A 17,317-nucleotide genomic window follows, 5' to 3' on the forward strand; every position below is an offset into this window, starting at 1 on the left:
ATGAACAGCAAGCCCGAGGCCGATTGGCTCAACCTGCTGATCGGCCTGCTGCAGGGCGCTCAACTGCAGTTGCTGCGCGTGCTCGATGCGCTGGGGCTTGCGACGCAGGTGCATGGCCAGCCCGCGTGGCCATGGGCGCATCGGCTGTCGGGCGAGAACCTGCTGATCGATCTGGGGCAGGCACGCAGCCTCGCGTGGACGCTGGTGTTCGTCACCGTGGCGGTGGTTGCATTGCTGCTCGCTCTGCTTTGGCGGCGCCCGCGCTACTACCTTCTTGCGCTGGTGCCGATGCTGCTGATCGCGGCACCATGGCCCGACGCGAACGTGGTGCTGGTGCCCGCGACGCCGACGAGCTTTCAGCAATCGCCCACGGGCTTCACGGCCGCGTCCATCGCGCAGGGGCGGGCGCTCTACGACCAGCATTGCGTGGCCTGCCATGGTGCAGACGGCAAGGGCGAAGGCCCGCTCGCAGCTTCGCTGGCCGTGTGGCCGCCCAATCTCAGTGGCCCGCTGCTGTGGCGACGTGCAGATGGCGACTTGCTTTGGCGCATTCTTCATGGCACGCGCGATGCGCGGCAAGGCCAATCCACGATGCCCGGCTTCGGCGGCAAGCTGGACGAATCCGACGCATGGGCCCTGATCGATTTCATGAAGGCACAGGGCGCGGGCCAGAGCCTGCGCGCGCTGGGCAACTGGCCGCAGCCCATCGGGCTGCCCGACATGGCGGTGCAATGCGGCACCAAGCCGTCGCGTCAGCTCGCGAGCTGGCGCGGGCAGCGGCTGCGCATCGTGGCCGGCAACGTTGCACCGTCCGAAGACCCGAGGCTGGTCACCGTGGTGTTGAGTCCGCCTTCATCGCATGCATCCGCTTCTGCCGATTGCGTGGCCGATTCGCCTGCCGCATGGGAGGCGCTGGCGCTGATCGCCGGCACCGACCAGCTCGACGGCACCCAACTCATCGCCGACCGTGACGGCTGGCTGCGTGCACGCGGCGAACCCGGCAAGGCGGGCTGGTCCGACGACGACCTGCTGTGCCGCAGCGAACGCCTGCCCGTGCCCACGAAGACCGCGGACAGCGCCAGTGACGGACTGGGTGCGCTGATCGCCCGCATGGACGCCGAGCCCGTGCGCTTCGTCAAGGGCGGCTTCATCCACTGATTTTTTCTTTCCATCGAACGACACCGGAGAACCCATGAACAAACACCTCGACAGATCGCGCAGGCAGCTCATCACCCACGGCCTTGCCGCAGCAACGGCCGTGGCGTTGCCCGCCTTCTCGCTCCAGGCCCGCGCACAGGCGCGGCCCGTGCTCAAGGCCGGCGACCAGAAAGGCGGCCTGCGCGCGCTGCTCGAAGCGGCCAACGGACTCGAAGGCCTGGGCTACGACATCCAGTGGTCCGAGTTCCCTGCCGCCGCGCCATTGGCCGAGGCGCTGAATGCGGCGGCGGTCGATTCCGGCCCCATCGGCGATGCGCCGCTGATCTTCGCGCTCGCGGCCGGCACGCGCGTCAAGGCCATCGGCGCGAACCGGTCCGACTCCTACGGCACAGCCGTGCTGGTGCGCCCCGATTCACCGCTGAAGAGCGCGGCCGACCTCAAGGGCAAGAGCGTGGCCACCAACCGCGGCTCCATCGGCCACTACGTCACGCTCAAGGCCATCACCGCAGCGGGGCTCAAGCCCGAGGACGTGAACATCCGCTTTCTTGCGCCGGCCGATGCCAAGCTCGCGCTGACGCAGGGTTCGGTCGATGCGTGGGCCACCTGGGAGCCCTACACCGCGCTGGCCGAGGTCAGCCACCATGCGCGCGTGCTGGTCAGCGGGCGCGGCCTGCTGCCGGGGCTGAGCTACCTTGCGGCGACCGATGCGGCCATTGCCGCCAAGCGGCCGGTGCTGCAGGACTTTCTGCAGCGCGTGGTGAAGGCGCAGCTCTGGTCGTACCGCAACGTCGATGCCTACTCGGCCGCGCTCGCCCGCATCATCGGCATCCCGCCAGAAGCCGCCAAGCTGCAGTTCGAGCGCCGCCAGCAGAAGTGGGTGGCCATCGACGCGCAGGTCATCGCCGACCAGCAGGGCACGGCGGACTTCTACCGGCAGGTCGGGCTCATCAAGCAGCCGCTCGATGTGAAGGGCACGTTCGACACCGGCTTCGGCGTGGCCGGTTGATTTGCCATTGATGGAGTGGGCTGGGTGAGGCCGCGGGTCGATTCAGGTCACCGTGAGCACAGGGGCGGTCGCCGCGGGGTCGCTGATGCTGGGCTGCCCGGTCTCGACGTGCCCCGCAATGCGGCGCTGGTAGCTGGCGGTATCGCTCACGCCGACCACCAGGTCGTACCAGCCGCCGCAGCATGAAAGATCCCACCGGTCGTCCTGGCTCGCCCCGGCCTGCAGGGTGTAGGTGCGGGTACCGAGCCCGTAGGCCTGGTCGGTCACCGTGAGCGTGACGGCGGTAGACCGGTTGTTCTTCAGCGTCAGGTAGACGTTGCCGTTGGACACGTCATAGCAGGTGACAACCTCCGGCCCGGCCGTGCCGTCGGTGGTCGCGGCACCTGCAAAGCGTCGGAAGAAACCGTTCGGCCCATGAACGCTCAGCTGGTAGGGCGTTTGCGCATTGAGGGGCCATGCGTCCGTCAACTGCTTGCCGGCCTCGACGCTGTAGCTGCGCGGCGCGACCGAGGCATCGCTCGAATACACCCAGAAGTGCGCGCCCTGCGTGCCGGTGTTGGCAAAGGTGATCGCGTAGCTCGCACCCTTCGGGTCCTGCTGGCCATTGACGTGCAATTCATAAGGCAGCGCCCGCGCCGGGCGCGTGCCTGCCTCCTGCGCCAGCAGTGTTTGCGCCGTGCCCGCCGCGGGTGCCGCTTGCGCGGTGGTTCGCGCGCACTGCGCATCGGCCGACGCGATGTAGCCCGAGGTGTCCGGCAGCTTGGGGACCGCGGCGTCGGACGCCGCGAAATTGAACGCCGACGTCAGGTCGCCGGAGATGGCGCGGCGCCATGGCGAGAGGTTAGGTTCCTTCACGCCGAATCGCTGTTCGATGAAGCGGATCACCGACGTGTGATCGAAGACCTGCGAACACACGAAGCCGCCCTTGCTCCACGGCGACACCACCGTCATCGGCACCCGCGGGCCGAAGCCGTAGGGCAGGTTGTCCGCGGTGTAGGTCGAGGTCTGGAACTGATTCACGAGGTCGTGACGCTCCAGGTCGATGTTCACCGTGCTCATGCCGGTGCCGGCCACGGTCGGCGCCTGCGGCGGCATGATGTGATCGAAGAAGCCGTCGTTCTCGTCGTACGTGATGAACAGCACCGTCTTGCTCCACACCGCCGGATTCGACGTCAGCGCATCCAGGATGCTCGCGATGTACTCGGCACCGTACAGCGGCGTGTACTTGGGATGCTCCGAATAAGCCGCCGGCGGCAGCAGCCACGAAACCTGCGGCAGCTGATTGGCCTGCACGTCGAGCTTGAGTTGCTGGACGGTCCGCGTCGACATGCCCCGCTGCTGCAGGGAAGAGCCTGCTGGTGCATTCACGAAGTTGGCAAAGCAGGCCAGCATGTTGGTGCCGTAGTTGCCCGTGAAGGCGTCGAAGTCCGTGCCTTGCTGGTAGATCTGCCAGGAGATCCCGGCGGCTTCGAGCCGCTCCGGGTAGGTCGTCCAGGTGAAGGGCGCCATCTTCTGGGTATCGAACTGGTTGTCGATGTAGTCGATGTTGTCCATCAGCGGCCCGCCGCCGGTGCCCTTGGGATCGACCATGCCCGTCATCAGGTACATGCGATTCGGATGGGTGTTGCCCGGGATCGAGCAGAAGTAGTTGTCGCAAACGGTGAAGGCGTCGGCGAGCGCGTAGTGAAAGGGGATGTCTTCGCGGACGTGGTAGCCCATCGTCATGTTGGTCTTCTGCACCGCCCACTGGTCCGCCCGCCCGCCGTGCAGGGCCGCCTGCGTCGTGCCCCAGGTGTGCGGCAGGCCGCCGATGCATTGCGCGTTGACGCCGGGCTGGGTGGTGTCGTAGCGAAACGGCAGCACGGTCTTGGTCGGGTCTTCCTTGCGCGGCTGGAACCACACCGGCAGGCCATTGGGCAGGGCCAGCGGAAAGCGGTCGTTGTAGCCGCGCACGCCCTTCAGGTGCCCCAGGTAATGGTCGAAGGAGCGGTTCTCCTGCATGAAGACCACGATGTGCTCGACGTCCTGGATCGTGCCGGTCACCGAGTTGGGCTCGACGGCGAGCGCCTTGCGAATGGCGTCCGGAAACACGGTCATGGCCGCGGCGGCGCCGGCCATGCTGGCGGACACCTTCAGGAATTTGCGACGGTTGTTCATCATGATGGGGCGGTACTCAGGACGACGAGGCCGTCGGCGGGCAACTCATCTTGACGGCCGTGGTGGCGCCACATGCGTTGACGGGGTTGGTGGGATGCGAGTCCGCCGGGGGCGGGGCCGGGGTGGGGTCGGGAACGACCGGAATGGGGCCCGGGCGGAAGTCGTTGCTTGCGGAGCCTCCGCATGAAGCGAGCAATGCGCTGATCGACAGCGCAAAGCAAGCAGACCAAACCTTCATCTTCATGAATATCCTTTTGCCCGTCGAGGTCTTTGCACGGGGAGGACGTTAGTGTTCGGGCGTGACTGACGCGTGTCGGAAGGGTTACGGTTTTGCGTCGCGGCAGTTTTTTACTGTCGGATCGAGGGGTACTGCCGCGACGGCTGCAGTCAGTGATGGGCTGGCTTCTTCTTTCCCTGAAAGAAGAAATTCCTGCCTCAAGAGGCCGCCGCGCGCGCCAGCTGCGACAGCCGCTTGACCAGCGGCTCGAACAGCTCGGCCGGCGTGTTGCCGTAGCCCAGCACCAGCCCGTTGTCCGATGGCGTGGGCTGCATCGCGAAACCCGACAGCGGCGATGGCGCGATGCGATGGCGCAACGCATCGGCGGCGATCCGCCGGTCGTCGAAGTGCTCTGGCAGGCGCACGGTCAGGTGCAGGCCGCAATGGCCGCCGTCGATTTCGTGCGGCACCTTGAAGTGCTTGCCCAGCGCCAGCCGCAAGGCCTGCTGCCGGTCGCGATACAGCCGCCGCATGCGGCCCAGGTGCCGGCTGAACTGGCCGCTCTCGATGAAGTCGGCCATGGCCAGCTGCTCGTGGCGATGGCCGCCGCGCAGCATTTCTTCCAGCGGCGCGCGCACGGCGGCCGCGAGCTGTTCGGGCAGCACCAGGAAGCCCAGGCGCAGCGACGGAAACATGGTCTTGCTGAAGGTGCCGACGTAGAGCACCGGCGCCTGCGGCACCAGCCCCTGCATCGCGCCGATGGGCTCGCCGTTGTGGCGGAACTCGCTGTCGTAGTCGTCCTCGATGATCCAGGCGCCGTGGTGGCGCGCCTGCGCGATCAGCGCCAGCCGGCGCGCGATGCTCAGCACCGTGCCGGCCGGGTACTGGTGCGAGGGCGTGGTGTAGATCAGCCGGGGCGGGTGCTTCTGCCAGTCGCGCTCGCTCACGCACAGGCCCTCGGCATCGAGCCGCAGCGGCACGATGCGCAGGTCGCCCGCATGCATGGCCGCCTTCGCGCCGCGGTAGCCCGGGTCTTCGACCCAGCCGATTTCACCGGGGTTCGACAGCAGCCGCACGCATAGCGTGATGGCCTCTTGCGCGCCTTCGGCAATGACGACCTGGTGCGGCTCGCAGCGCACGCCGCGTGCAATGGCCAGGTGCCGCGCGATGGCGGCACGCAACGGCGGCTCGCCCAGCGGATCGCCATAGCCGAGCGTGGCGGGGCTGGCGCTGCGCATCGCGCGGTCGAGCGAGCGCCGCCACGCGGCCATGGGGAAGTGCGACAGCGCGGGCACGCCGGGGCGCAGGGCGGCTTCCTGCCCGGCGCGCGACGCGCCCGGCACGATGTGGGCCAGGCGCTGCGCGGTGGGCGGCGTGGCGGCCGGCTTGCCGGCGCGCGCCGGGCGTGCCGGACGTGAGGGTCGGTCGGACCGTGCAGGCAGCGCGGGCGACGACAGCTCGGTCACGCGCGTGCCCTGCCGGTCGGGCTGCACATAGCCTTCGGCGGCCAGATGCTCGTAGGTGGCGGTGACTGTGTTGCGCGAGATCGAAAGCGCCTCGGCCAGCGCACGCGAGCCGGGCAGCCGGCTGCCGGGCGCGAGGCTGCCGTCGAGGATGGCGCGCTTGAGGCGGTCGTGCAGCTGGCGCTGCATCGAACCCGCATCGCGGTCTTTCACAAGCGGGGCTTCGAGCAGGGTGGTGGCGGCAACGAGGCCTGGCGCATCGGTCATGACGGAATGGGGCGAAATGTGCGAGAGGCGTGGCACCATGAAAAGCAATGGTCGTGGCACTTCCTGTGGCGCCACGTTGCGCGTACTTTATCGGTCTCCGGCGATGCCGTCGCCTTTTTTCCGAAAGCCTTCCTCATGTCAGTCCGCCACAACGAACACGGCCAATCGCTCGGCCCCCTCATGCCCGAATGGAGCGCGCGCCCGCTGCCTCCGCGCGAGCGCATCGAAGGCCGCTACTGCGCGCTCGAACCGGTGAACGCCGCCAAGCACGCCGACGACCTGTACGCCGCCTACGCGCAGGCCCCCGACGGGCGCGACTGGACCTACCTGGGCGTCGAGCGGCCCGCCGACCTGAACACTGCGCGCGCCCACACCGAGCGCCTTGCGCAGACCACCGACCCGCTGCACTTCGCCGTTCTCGACAGGCAGAGCGGCCGGGCCATCGGCACGCTGTCGCTAATGCGCATCGACGCCGCCAATGGCGTGATCGAGGTCGGCCACGTCAACTTCTCGCCGCTGCTCAAGCACACGCCGATGTCCACCGAAGCGCAGTACCTGCTGATGAAGCTGGCCTTCGACGTGCTGGGCTACCGGCGCTACGAGTGGAAGTGCGACAACTTCAACGAGCCATCGAAGCGTGCGGCCGCGCGCCTGGGTTTCCAGGCCGAGGGCCTGTTCCGCCAGTACAGCATCTACAAGGGCCGCAGCCGCGACGCGGCCTGGTTCTCGATCGTCGATGGCGAATGGCCGGCGCTGCGCACGGCGTTCGAGCGCTGGCTGGCGCCGGCCAACTTCGATGCGCAAGGGCGGCAGCGCATGGCGCTGGAAAAGTTCCGGCTGCCTTCCGCTTCCAGCGCGGACTGAGGGGCGCAGGCGAGGGCGGGCTGTCTTACTTGCCCGGCTTCTGCGCTTGCTCGCACTTCACCTGGACCAGCTCGCGCTGGTCCAGCGTCGCGCCGATGCGCACCGCGCTGAGGCAGCCGCCCCAGACGCAGCCGGTGTCGGTCGACAGCAGATCGGGCCGCGAGAGCCAGCCCAGCGTCGACCAGTGGCCGAAGGCGACGGTGGCCCTGGCGGTCTTGCGGCCGGGCACGTCGAACCAGGGCATGAAGCCTTCGGGCGCGGTGGCTGCGCTGTCCTTGGCCTCGAACTCCATCACGCCATCGACCGTGCAAAAGCGCAGGCGCGTGAGCGCATTGACGATGGCGCGCAGCCGCGCGTTGCCGGTGAGCGTGTCGTGCCATGCGTCGGGCTCGTTGCCGTACATGGAGAGCAGGAAGCTGCCCAGCCCCGGGCCGCGCAGCACCGATTCGACCTCGGCCGCCAGCGCCAGCGTGTCGCCCACCGTCCACTGCGGCAGCACGCCGGCATGCACCATCAGCAGGTCGCCCGCCTTCTCGCCGTGGCCGATCTGCATGTGCAGTGCCATGTGCTGTTGGCGCAGCCATTCGAGCATGGCCTCGCTGTCGGGCGCGGCCAGCAGGTCGGCCAGCGTGTCCTTGCGGCCGGCCTTGCGTGCACCGTGCGCCACGCCGAGCAGGTGCAGGTCGTGGTTGCCCAGCAGGCTGCGCGCCGAGGCGCCGTAGCCCTGCACGCGCCGCAGCACGGCGGCCGAATCGGGCCCCCGGTTCACGAGATCGCCGAGCAGCACGATGGTGTCGCGGCTGGGCGAGAAAGCGATCTCGTCGAGCAGTCGCTGGAGGGCAGGGTCGCAGCCCTGGACGTCACCGATCAAGTAAAGTGCCATGTCCTCATTCTCTCCCCCCGTTCATGGATGTTTTCCTGCTGGCCTTGCTGACCACGCTCAACGCGGCGTTCGCAATGTCCGAAATGGCCCTTTCCACCAGCCGGCGCGCACGTCTCGCGGCCCTGGCCGAAACAGGGGACAGCGGGGCGGTGGCCGCGCTGAAGCTGATGGAATCGCCCACGCAATTCCTCTCGACGGTGCAGATCGGCATCACCTCCATCGGCATGCTCACCGGCATCGTCGGCGAAGCCGCCTTCGCGCATCCGGTCGCGGCCTGGATGGAAAGCCTCGGCATGGGCCACGGCACCGCCGACTTCGTTTCCACGGCGGTGGTGGTGGCCTTCATCACTTTCTTCACCATCATCTTTGGCGAGCTGGTGCCCAAGCGCATCGGCCAGCTCTACCCCGAGCCGGTGGCGCGCTGGGTGTCGCGCCCCATGCGCGGGCTGGCCAAGGCCGCCAAGCCCTTCGTGTGGCTGCTGGCGGGCGCCACGGCCACCATGCTGAAGCTGCTGCGCATCGACGCCAACGCGGCCCGTTCCGTCACCGAGGAAGAAATCTCGGCCAGCCTCGAAGAAGGCGTGGACGCCGGCGTCATCGAACAGCACGAGCACCAGATGGTGCGCAATGTGTTTCACCTTGATGACAGGCGCCTGTCGTCGCTGATGATTCCGCGCGCCGACATCGAATGGCTCGACGCCTCGTTCACCGTGCGGCAGGCGCTGCAGAAAGTGGCCGACGCGGCCGCGCTCAACCTGGTGCATTCCTGGTACCCGGTGTGCCGCAACTCGCTGGACGACGTGGTCGGCGTGATCAGCGTGGCGCACCTGCTGCGCCTGGGCGCCACGCACACCGGCGTGCTGGGCCAGGAGGCCACGCCGGCCGTGTTCGTGCCCGAAACGCTCACCGGCATGGAGCTGCTGGAGCAGTTCCGCGCCCGTGCGGGCCGGCTGGTCTTCGTGGTCGACGAATACGGCGTGGTGCAGGGCCTCATGACCCCGCGCGACCTGCTCGAAGCCATCACCGGCGAGCTGCAACCCGGCGCGCAGACCGACGCCTGGGCGCGCCAGCGGCCCGACGGCGTGTGGGAGCTCGATGGCCTGATGCCGGTGTCGGAGCTGCGCGCGCGGCTCGGCATCCGCGAGCTGCCCGACGAAGAGCGCGGCCGCTACAACACGGTGGCGGGCCTGCTGATGGCGGTGTCCGGCCATTTGCCCGAGGTGGGCGAGCACATCGACTGCGCGGGCTGGTGCTTCGAGATCGTCGCGCTCGAAGGCCGCCGCATCGACCGCGTGCTGGCATCGCCCGACCCCACAGCCGCACCACGGGAAGACTAGGGCCGGGCATGCTGTCGCTGCTCACGCTCAGTTGCCCCCAATGTTCCGCGCCGTTGCCGCGCGCCGCGCGCTGGCGCACCGTCAACTGCAGCTATTGCGGCGCGACCATCACGCGCGGCGAGGAAACGGTCGAGCGCGAGAGCTTTCGCGCCGCGTGGCGCCGGGCCAATGCCGACGTCGCGGGCGGCCGCATCCTCACATGGCGCCAGGCTCGCTACTGCGTGCTGGCACCGCTGGCCACCGGCGAGCACAGCGAAGTGCTGCTCGCAGAACGGCTCGGCGCACTGCCCGAGCGCGTCACGTTCAAGCTGGCGCGCGACTCGGCCGCCAACGACGTGCTCGCACGCGAAGGCGCGGTGCTGCAGGCCTTGCAGGCGCTGTCGGTGCCGGGTGCCGCCTACTTCACGCGCCGGATGCCGCAGCCATTGGGCGTGGGTGTGGCCGAAGGCCTGGGCGACGGTGCACGGCAGGCGCTGGTGCTGCGCCACCCCACTGGCTTCTGGGGCAGCCTGCAAGACGTGCTGCAGGCCAACCCCGAAGGCATCGACCCGCGCCATGCCGTCTGGATCTGGCGCCGCATGCTCGAGGTGCTGGCTTTCGTGCACGGCGCCGGCTGGACCCACCGCGACCTGTCGCCCGCGCATGCGCTCGTGCATCCGCGTGACCATGGCGTGCTGCTCATCGGCTGGTCGCGCGCGCAGCACGCCTCCGCATCGGCGCATGCCGCTGCCGTGGCACGCGACCTGATGCAAGCCGCCTGGACCGTGCGTGCGCTGCTGCACGGCGGCGCGGCCGGCGAGCCGGGGCTGGGCGCGCACACGCCCGCGCCGCTGGCTACCTTGCTGCGCCAGTGCAGCGAAGACGCCGCCATCTGCACGCGCCTGGGCGCGCAGGGCATCGAGCAATCGCTTTCCAACGCGTCGCGCGAAGCCTTCGGCGCGCCGCAGTTCGTTCATTTCGATCCTGCGCCGCGCGCCGGCGCCTGAAGAACCACCCTCAAGGAGCAACCCCATGGGCTACGGAAACTACTCGCATGCCGCCCACACGGCGCTGATTGCCGATCGCGCCGCCAAGCCGGGCGCCGAAGTCTTCACCCAACGTTCCACGCATGCGCTGATGAACCCCAAGGGGCTCAAGGTGCGCGAGTCGCGCGACAACGCCGACCACCCGAACTCGCTGGGCATCGTGTTCGCGCTCGACGTCACCGGCTCGATGGGCGACATCCCGCAGACCCTGGCGCGCCGCGAGCTGCCCACCTTCATGAAGCTGCTGACCGACTGCGGCGTGGCAGACCCGCAGCTGATGTTCATGGCCATCGGCGACGCCACCTCCGACCACGCGCCGCTGCAGGTCGGGCAGTTCGAATCGACCGCGAACCTCATGGACCAGTGGCTCACCTGGAGCTACCTCGAAGGCGGCGGTGGCGGCACCGGCGAAGAAAGCTACGAGCTGGCCTTCTACGTGATGGCGCAGCACACCGACATGGACTGCTGGGTCAAGCGAAAGAAGCGCGGCTACCTGTTCGTGACCGGCGACGAGCTGCCGTACCCGGCCGTTTCGCGCCACCAGATCGAAGGCCTGATCGGCGAGAAGCTCGACGAGGACATTCCCATCGAGGAAGTCATTGCTGCAGCGGCCGAGACCACGAACCTGTTCTTCCTGATCCCCGACGCGCAACGCCGTCGCCGCTGCGAGCCGCGCTGGCGCGAGCTGCTGGGCGATCACGTCATCTGCATGGATTCGCCCGACGACGCCTGCGCGGTGGCTGCCGGCATCGTCGCGCTGACCGAGAAGGCCGTGCCCAACCTCGATGGCCTTGCCAAGGTGATGAGCGCCACCGGCATGGCGAAGGAGCGCGTGGGCGGCGTGCTGCATGCGCTCGACAGCTACGCCGCGCTGCTCGACCCCACGGCACCGCGCCGCGCGCCGCCGGCCGTCGCCACCGCCGCGGCATCGGGCACGCGCTCTTCGTGGTGGAAGCGGCTGTTCGGCTGATCGACGCCGTGTGACGACGACGACTGCCGCGGCCACGCGCTACGTCTCGCTGCTCGGCCTCGGCTTCGGGGACTGCGGCAAGGGCCTGTACACCGACCACCTGTGCGGCGCGTGGCGGGCCCACACCGTGGTGCGCTTCAACGGTGGCGCGCAGGCCGGACACAACGTGGTGCTGGCCGATGGGCGCCACCACACCTTTTCCCAATTCGGCGCCGGCAGTTTTCATGCGGGCGTGGCGACGGTGCTTGCGAGCCCGGTGGTGGTGCATCCGACCGCGCTGCGCGTCGAAGAAGAAGCATTGCGGCGCGTGGGCGTGCACGACGCCTTCTCTCGGTTGCTGGTCGATGCGCGCTGCCGCGTGACGACGCCGTTTCATCAGGCGGCGGGCCGTCTGCGTGAATGGGCGCGGGGCGCGAAGGCGCACGGCAGCTGCGGCGTGGGGGTCGGCGAAACGGTGCGGCAGGCACTTGCCGCGCCCGAAGCCGCATTGCACTACGGCGACCTGCTGAACCCCGCACGCGCGCTCGACAAGCTGGAGGCTTCGCGCACCTCGCTGCGCTGCGAGTTCGCCGCCATCGATGCGTTGCCATCGCATGTTGATGCGGCGCAGGAACTGGCGATGCTCGACGACGATTCGCTCGCCGCGCGCTGGCTCGATGCCGTGGCGCCATGCCTGCGGCAATCGCCACCCGCGAGCGCGGACGAAATCGGCCAGCGGCTTGCGCGCCCCGGCACCGTGTTGTTCGAGGGTGCGCAGGGCGTGCTGCTCGACGAGTGGCGCGGCTTTCATCCGCACACCACGTGGAGCACCATTTCCACCGCAGCCGTCGAGGCCGTGCTGCACGACGTTGGCATCGCATCGCCCGTGCAGCACCTCGGCGTGCTGCGCAGCTACCTCACGCGCCACGGCGCGGGCCCGCTGCCCACGCACGACCGCGCACTCGACGCGCGGCTGGCCGAGCCGCACAACGCCGATGAAGGTTGGCAGGGCATCTTCCGGCGCGGCCATCCCGATGCGGTGCTGCTGCGCCATGCGCTCGATGCCGTCGGGCCGCTCGACGGATTGGTGGCGAGCCATCTCGATGCGATCGATGGCGCGGGCCTGCGCTGGTGCGGCAGACATCGCCTGCCGGACGGTTCGATCCTCAGCTCGCTGCCGCGCAGCGATGCCGTGCACGACCTCGACCATCAACACGCGCTGACGCAGCTGCTGCACAGCGCGCAGCCCATCTACGAACCCGGCGCCATCGCCAGCCCGCAGGTGTGGGTCGAGCGCGTCGAAGCCCTGAGCGGGCTGCCCGTGCGCTACGGCGCCTTCGGCCCGACACGCGACACGGTGCGCGCCACGCGCGCCGCCTCCATTTCTTGAAAGACCTTGTGCCCGAGACCTACAACCTTCCCCTGATCCTTGCGGCCTTCCTCAGTGCCGTGGCCGCGCTGCTGCATCTGTGCATCATCTTCGGCGGCCCTGCGTGGTATCGCTTCTTCGGCGCCGGCGAGCGGATGGCCTCGGGCGCCGCGGCCGGCCACTGGTATCCGCCCGTCGTCACCTTGCTGATCGCCTGCGTGCTGGGCGTGTGGGCCGCCTATGCGCTCTCGGGTGCCGGCGTGCTGCAGCCATTGCCGTTGCTTGTGTTCGTGCTGCCGGCGATCACGGCCGTCTACCTCGTGCGCGGGCTTGTGCCGCTGGTCCTGTCCGCCTTCGACCGTCGCCGCCGCTCGGCCTTCCTGCTCTGGAGTTCGGTGATCTGCCTGGGCTTCGGCATCGTTCACCTGCTGGGGGTGGTCCAGGTCTGGGACAGGCTCTGAACGCAGGCGCCTTCCAGGGCGTCGCCCCGGCCGTGCCTGGCACTTGCCTCGCGGAACGCCTCAGACAATGCCTTCCCGGGACAGGTGCGCGACGGCGCCCACCGACGTTTCGAGCACGCGCAGCTGGAACGTGACGTCGCGCAGCTCCTGCGCGAGCGTGATGAAACCGGTCTTCCTGCATGCGTCTCCCCCTGCGGGTGGTGCAGGCTGGAGCCGGATCTTCGGCTTGACGACATGCAGCAGCGCGACCACCGCGGCCGAGGCGTCGTCGGCCGCGGAGCGAAGCGCGGCGAGCGCCTCCTGAAGCTGCACGTCGCGCGCCTTCATGGCTTCTTCGACGGAAATTCCCCGGTGCTGGAACGCGCACGGCTCCATGGCCGAGACCCGTTCGATCGCAGCGCGCGCAAGCAACAAACTTGATGAATTCTTCATTCGACCTTCACCGTGCTTCCACTGGACGGGCACGCGCTCGTCCGCGATGGCGGATGAAAGGCGGCGTGCACCGGATGAAGACGGGATTGTTTGAAAACGGGCGCGGCGGCACCTTTGCCAGCGGGGATGGGACCTTTGCCAAGGGTGACGGAGTGTTAAAGTATTCACACAATCAGAAACAATAATTTCGGCGCTCGCCACGCACAGGCGGCGCCTGTTTTTCTCCCGTCGTTGGCATGTCGTTCCCGCAGATTTCCGGTTCGAGCGCGCACCTTCTCCTCATCGACGACAACATCGACGAACTCCGGCTGCTGGTGAGTGCGTTGCGGGATGCGGGCCATCGCCTGAGCATCGCCTTCGATCCGATGCAAGGCCTGCGGCGCGCCGCGGCGCTGCAGCCCGACCTGATCCTGCTGGACGTGCAGATGAACAGCATGGACGGCTACGCGCTGTGCCGGCTGCTCAAGGCCGATGCCGCCACCGCCGGCATTCCGGTGATCTTCGTGACCGCGGCCGCCTCGCTCGAAGAGCGCCTGACCGGCCTGCACGGCGGTGCGGTGGACTACGTCACCAAGCCTTTCGATCCGCCCGAAGTGCTGGCCCGCGTGGCGATCCATCTGGCGCTCCGGCCGGATCGGGCCGCCAGGAAAACATCGCCGCCGGATGCGGACGCGCCCGCCCAAGGTGCGACCGACCCCGCGCAACGGGCCGACCAGGTGCTGGCGCAGGCGGCCGTCGATCTGCTGATGTCGGACCTGGCCAACCCGGCAAGCCTCGCGGCCATCGCCGCCCGCCTGGGCACGCACGAAAAGCGCCTGTCGCGGGTTTTCCGCGAGCAGCGGGGCGAGACGGTGTTCGGCTTCCTGCGCGAAGCGCGGCTCGCGAAAGCCCGTCGCCTGCTCGCGCAGTCGTTGCTGGGCATGGAGGACATCGCGGCGGAGACCGGTTTTTCCAACGGCGCCAACCTTGCCACGGCCTTCCGCCAGCGCTTTGGCGCAACGCCGAGCGCGTTCCGGCGCTCGGGCGCGGCCGTGAACCCTTCGAGCGAAGCACAACGGCCGTGAAGCACTGGATGCGTGCGCTGCTCGTGCCGCTCCTGGCACTGTGCTTGTCCCTGAGCTTGTGGCTCCCGGCCCGGGCATCGACATTGCACCTGACAGGCGAGGAGCGCTGGCCGCTCTCGCTGGACCGCCAGGTCGAGGTGCTGAAAGACGCCACCGGCGCGCTCACGCGAGACGACGTGCTCGCCATTTCCGACGACGCGCCCGAGGGCTTCCGCCCCGGCACGCCCACGGGCATGCGGCCCGGCTTCACCGATGCTGCTTTCTGGTTGCGCCTGGAACTGGTCAACGACGGCAGCGCGCCCCAGTCGCTGCAGCTCATGCTCAACAGCACGTGGCTGCAGCACGCCGACTTCCATCTGAGAAAGGGCGATGCGCCAGACGCGCGCTGGGCCGTGCGCAAGCGGGGCGTGGCGCAGCCTTACGCGCCGGGGCGCCAGCCCTTCGTGGCGATCGACCTGCAACCGGGCGAACGCGCGCTGGTGCTGGTGCGTGTGCAGACCGCGTCCAACCTGCGCTTTGCGCCGGTGCTCTACACCACCGAGATGCTGCTCGCGTCGGAGCAGTGGCATGCGCTGTTCGACGGCCTGCTCATCGGCGGGCTGCTCGTGCTGGGCGTCTATTCGCTGACCACGTGGGCGCTGTCGCGCGCGCCGGCCATGGGCTGGCAGGGGGCGGGGTTCATCCTCGTGGCGTTGTACGAAGCCTCGTACCGCGGCTATGCGCGCATCTTTCTCTGGCCCGACTCGCCACTCTGGAGCTATCGCGCGGCCGGCTCGCTCGGCCCGCTGTGCGCCATATTGCTGGTGCTCCAGTTGCACGAGATCACGCGGCACTCGGGCATCCGTCCGCCGGGGCTGAAGGTGATCGGCGCCCTCACGGCGCTGCAGGCCGTCATCGTGGCCGGCGGCCTGCTCGGGCCCTACGGCTTCTTTGCGCAGGCCGCATTGGTGACCGTGCTGGCGCTGGTGGTCGCGCTCAACATCAGCGGCTTCGTCTACATGCGCCGGGGCGGCGTGCGCGGCAAGCTCGTGTTCGGCATCACGCTGCTCATTGCCGCCGGCATCGGCCTGCGGCTGTCGGAGATCGCATTCCAGGAACGCTTTGCCACCAGCTTCGACCCCTATGCGCTCGGTTTCCCGGGCATGCTGCTGGGCCTCGTCACGCTCTCGTGGTGGGGGCACAGGCTCGCGCGCCAGCACGAGGAAGCGCGCGACACGCTGCTGCGCTGGCAGGCCGAGTCGCAGCGAAAACTGCAGGACGAAGTCCAGCGAAAGACCCGCGCGCTCAATTCGGCGCTGCTGCAGTCCGAAGCGCAGATGCACGACCAGACCCGGCTGATGGCCATCGTGAGCCACGACCTGCGCGCGCCGCTCGCCACCATCCTGGGCCACGTGCGGCTGCTGCGCGAAGAGCTGAACGCCGGCTCGCCGACCTTGCTGCAGGCCATCGAGCGCAATGCCGGCTACCAGCTCTCGCTCATCGACGACCTGCTCGAATACGCCAAGGGCGAACTCCAGCCGATCGTGCCGGCGCCGCAGCCCGTCGACCTGCCCGCGCTGATCGACGACATCGCCCAGTACGCCGCCACGCTGGCGCTGCGCCAGAACAACCGCTTCACGCTGCGCTGCCACGACACGCTGCCGCCGGCCGTGCGGCTGGACAGCAAGCGCTTCCAGCAGTTGGTGCTGAACCTGCTGTCGAACGCGGCCAAGTTCACGCGCGACGGAAGCATCGAGCTGATCGTGGCGGCCAAGGGATGCGAGAAGGGCTGGTCCCTGGAGATCGAGGTGGCCGACACGGGCATCGGCATCGACGAAGCCGATCAGGCGCGCATCTTCGAGATGTTCCAGCGCGCCGACGTGCAGTTCGACGGGCACGGGCTGGGCCTGTTCATTGCGCGGCGCATCGTCGAGAGCATGGGCGGAAAGCTCGAGCTGCACAGCCGCGCCCATCGCGGCACGCAATTGAAGTTCGCGCTGCAGGTCGAGGCGGCATCGATCGACGAGGTCGTGCCACGGGCGCGCCCGGTTTCATCGTCGGCGCGTGCGTCCGCGCAGGCGGCAGCCCCAGCATCGGAAGGCCAGCGCCTGGAGCCGCTGCCCGCGGCGATCCGTGAGGAACTGGCGGAACTGGCGCGCGACGGTCGGTGGTCGGACCTGCACGACCGGATCGAACGCCTTGCCGGCGACCAGAAGCACGCGACGCTGGCCGCGCTGCTGCGCGATGCGCTCGAACGCCTCGACTTCGATCACGTGGGGCGCCTTGCGCAATCGGCGCGCTAGAGCGTTGCCAGGGGAGCTTTATTTGGCCGGGCCGGGCGCGGGGCGCAGCCGCTTCAGCCGCACGGTCAGTTCCTTGACCAGTTGAAGCTCACCATGGCGCTGCGCCACCTCGAGCGCCTTTGCAAATGCCGCTTCGGCCATTGCGTTGTCGCCCAGGGCCAGCGCGATCAGGCCGTGCAGGCGGCCGGCGGCGGTGAACTCCGGATCGAGCGCCAGCGCCTTTTCGACGTGCATCAGCGCCGTCTGCTCTTCTTCGCGCCGGTGGTAGGCCAGTGCGAGGCTCATGCGCAGCAGGGCGCCATCGCGGCCCGAGGCCAGCATGCGTTCGAGCGCCTCGGGCGAAGGGCCGGGCACGGAAGGGGGCGTAGGTGTGGTCATGGCAT

Annotated in this window: 15 protein-coding genes; 10 read left to right on the top strand and 5 right to left on the bottom strand. The window is 68.8% G+C overall.

All coding sequences use genetic code 11. The annotated features are described in order from the left end of the window. Both BLQ28_RS09535 and BLQ28_RS09540 read left to right on the top strand, forming a co-directional pair. Positions 1 to 1,158, top strand: a complete 1,158-nt coding sequence (locus tag BLQ28_RS09535; protein ID WP_093238639.1) for a c-type cytochrome — start codon at positions 1 to 3, stop codon at positions 1,156 to 1,158. A gap of 34 nt (positions 1,159 to 1,192) precedes the next feature. After that, positions 1,193 to 2,164, top strand: a complete 972-nt coding sequence (locus tag BLQ28_RS09540; RefSeq protein WP_093238640.1) for an ABC transporter substrate-binding protein — start codon at positions 1,193 to 1,195, stop codon at positions 2,162 to 2,164. A 42-nt stretch (positions 2,165 to 2,206) separates the two neighbouring features. Here BLQ28_RS09540 and BLQ28_RS09545 read toward each other — a convergent pair whose 3' ends face one another. Both BLQ28_RS09545 and BLQ28_RS09550 read right to left on the bottom strand, forming a co-directional pair. Then, complete coding sequence (locus tag BLQ28_RS09545; protein ID WP_371126601.1) at positions 2,207 to 4,324, bottom strand: phosphocholine-specific phospholipase C; 2,118 nt, start codon at positions 4,322 to 4,324, stop codon at positions 2,207 to 2,209. A gap of 432 nt (positions 4,325 to 4,756) precedes the next feature. Further along, a complete protein-coding gene (locus BLQ28_RS09550) occupies positions 4,757 to 6,268 on the bottom strand; it encodes a MocR-like pyridoxine biosynthesis transcription factor PdxR (RefSeq protein ID WP_093239424.1) in 1,512 nt (503 codons plus the stop codon). 135 nt (positions 6,269 to 6,403) lie between these two features. Between BLQ28_RS09550 and BLQ28_RS09555 the strand changes: the two genes are divergently transcribed. Then, positions 6,404 to 7,132, top strand: coding sequence for a GNAT family N-acetyltransferase (locus BLQ28_RS09555; protein WP_093238643.1), 729 nt, complete (start codon positions 6,404 to 6,406; stop codon positions 7,130 to 7,132). Between the two features lie 25 nt (positions 7,133 to 7,157). Here BLQ28_RS09555 and BLQ28_RS09560 read toward each other — a convergent pair whose 3' ends face one another. Further along, positions 7,158 to 8,015 (bottom strand): symmetrical bis(5'-nucleosyl)-tetraphosphatase, encoded by an 858-nt coding sequence (locus BLQ28_RS09560; protein WP_093238644.1) that lies wholly within the window; start codon positions 8,013 to 8,015, stop codon positions 7,158 to 7,160. 23 nt (positions 8,016 to 8,038) lie between these two features. On the opposite strand from BLQ28_RS09560, the gene BLQ28_RS09565 reads away from it, so the two are divergent. From BLQ28_RS09565 to BLQ28_RS09585, 5 genes are read left to right on the top strand one after another with little or no spacing between them, the layout of a single operon-like run. After that, positions 8,039 to 9,352 (top strand): hemolysin family protein, encoded by a 1,314-nt coding sequence (locus tag BLQ28_RS09565; RefSeq protein ID WP_093238645.1) that lies wholly within the window; start codon positions 8,039 to 8,041, stop codon positions 9,350 to 9,352. 8 nt (positions 9,353 to 9,360) lie between these two features. Further along, the gene (locus BLQ28_RS09570; RefSeq protein ID WP_093238647.1) at positions 9,361 to 10,338 is read left to right on the top strand and encodes a lipopolysaccharide kinase InaA family protein; all 978 of its coding nucleotides are present in this window, start codon (positions 9,361 to 9,363) and stop codon (positions 10,336 to 10,338) included. Between the two features lie 25 nt (positions 10,339 to 10,363). Next, the gene (locus BLQ28_RS09575; RefSeq protein WP_093238648.1) at positions 10,364 to 11,347 is read left to right on the top strand and encodes a hypothetical protein; all 984 of its coding nucleotides are present in this window, start codon (positions 10,364 to 10,366) and stop codon (positions 11,345 to 11,347) included. 10 nt (positions 11,348 to 11,357) lie between these two features. Continuing rightward, positions 11,358 to 12,716 (top strand): adenylosuccinate synthetase, encoded by a 1,359-nt coding sequence (locus tag BLQ28_RS09580; protein ID WP_093238649.1) that lies wholly within the window; start codon positions 11,358 to 11,360, stop codon positions 12,714 to 12,716. Continuing rightward, positions 12,713 to 13,156, top strand: a complete 444-nt coding sequence (locus BLQ28_RS09585) for a hypothetical protein (RefSeq protein ID WP_256327236.1) — start codon at positions 12,713 to 12,715, stop codon at positions 13,154 to 13,156. The genes BLQ28_RS09580 and BLQ28_RS09585 overlap by 4 nt, the downstream gene beginning before the upstream one ends. A 60-nt stretch (positions 13,157 to 13,216) precedes the next feature. Here the strand turns inward: BLQ28_RS09585 and BLQ28_RS09590 are convergent, their stop codons facing one another. Continuing rightward, positions 13,217 to 13,588, bottom strand: coding sequence for a hypothetical protein (locus BLQ28_RS09590; protein ID WP_143012460.1), 372 nt, complete (start codon positions 13,586 to 13,588; stop codon positions 13,217 to 13,219). Between the two features lie 236 nt (positions 13,589 to 13,824). Between BLQ28_RS09590 and BLQ28_RS09595 the strand changes: the two genes are divergently transcribed. Together BLQ28_RS09595 and BLQ28_RS09600 are read left to right on the top strand one after the other, a co-directional pair. Then, on the top strand, positions 13,825 to 14,652 hold the full coding sequence (locus BLQ28_RS09595) for a response regulator transcription factor (RefSeq protein ID WP_093238654.1): 828 nt from the start codon (positions 13,825 to 13,827) through the stop codon (positions 14,650 to 14,652). Further along, positions 14,649 to 16,934, top strand: coding sequence for a sensor histidine kinase (locus BLQ28_RS09600; protein ID WP_093238655.1), 2,286 nt, complete (start codon positions 14,649 to 14,651; stop codon positions 16,932 to 16,934). Before BLQ28_RS09595 ends, BLQ28_RS09600 begins: the two co-directional genes overlap by 4 nt. A gap of 18 nt (positions 16,935 to 16,952) precedes the next feature. On the opposite strand, the gene BLQ28_RS09605 is transcribed toward BLQ28_RS09600, so the two are convergent. Next, positions 16,953 to 17,312 (bottom strand): tetratricopeptide repeat protein, encoded by a 360-nt coding sequence (locus BLQ28_RS09605; RefSeq protein ID WP_143012461.1) that lies wholly within the window; start codon positions 17,310 to 17,312, stop codon positions 16,953 to 16,955. Positions 17,313 to 17,317: the final 5 nt, after the last annotated feature.

Origin of the sequence: Variovorax sp. EL159, assembly GCF_900100965.1 — a bacterium.
GTDB lineage: Bacteria > Pseudomonadota > Gammaproteobacteria > Burkholderiales > Burkholderiaceae_C > Variovorax.

Coding starts and splice junctions, on each gene's coding strand:
- BLQ28_RS09535 (WP_093238639.1), top strand. CDS start 1: ATGAACAGCAAGCCCGAGGCCGATTGGCTCAACCTGCTGATCGGCCTG.
- BLQ28_RS09540 (WP_093238640.1), top strand. CDS start 1,193: ATGAACAAACACCTCGACAGATCGCGCAGGCAGCTCATCACCCACGGC.
- BLQ28_RS09545 (WP_371126601.1), bottom strand. CDS start 4,324: ATGATGAACAACCGTCGCAAATTCCTGAAGGTGTCCGCCAGCATGGCC.
- BLQ28_RS09550 (WP_093239424.1), bottom strand. CDS start 6,268: ATGACCGATGCGCCAGGCCTCGTTGCCGCCACCACCCTGCTCGAAGCC.
- BLQ28_RS09555 (WP_093238643.1), top strand. CDS start 6,404: ATGTCAGTCCGCCACAACGAACACGGCCAATCGCTCGGCCCCCTCATG.
- BLQ28_RS09560 (WP_093238644.1), bottom strand. CDS start 8,015: ATGGCACTTTACTTGATCGGTGACGTCCAGGGCTGCGACCCTGCCCTC.
- BLQ28_RS09565 (WP_093238645.1), top strand. CDS start 8,039: ATGGATGTTTTCCTGCTGGCCTTGCTGACCACGCTCAACGCGGCGTTC.
- BLQ28_RS09570 (WP_093238647.1), top strand. CDS start 9,361: ATGCTGTCGCTGCTCACGCTCAGTTGCCCCCAATGTTCCGCGCCGTTG.
- BLQ28_RS09575 (WP_093238648.1), top strand. CDS start 10,364: ATGGGCTACGGAAACTACTCGCATGCCGCCCACACGGCGCTGATTGCC.
- BLQ28_RS09590 (WP_143012460.1), bottom strand. CDS start 13,588: ATGAAGAATTCATCAAGTTTGTTGCTTGCGCGCGCTGCGATCGAACGG.
- BLQ28_RS09595 (WP_093238654.1), top strand. CDS start 13,825: ATGTCGTTCCCGCAGATTTCCGGTTCGAGCGCGCACCTTCTCCTCATC.
- BLQ28_RS09605 (WP_143012461.1), bottom strand. CDS start 17,312: ATGACCACACCTACGCCCCCTTCCGTGCCCGGCCCTTCGCCCGAGGCG.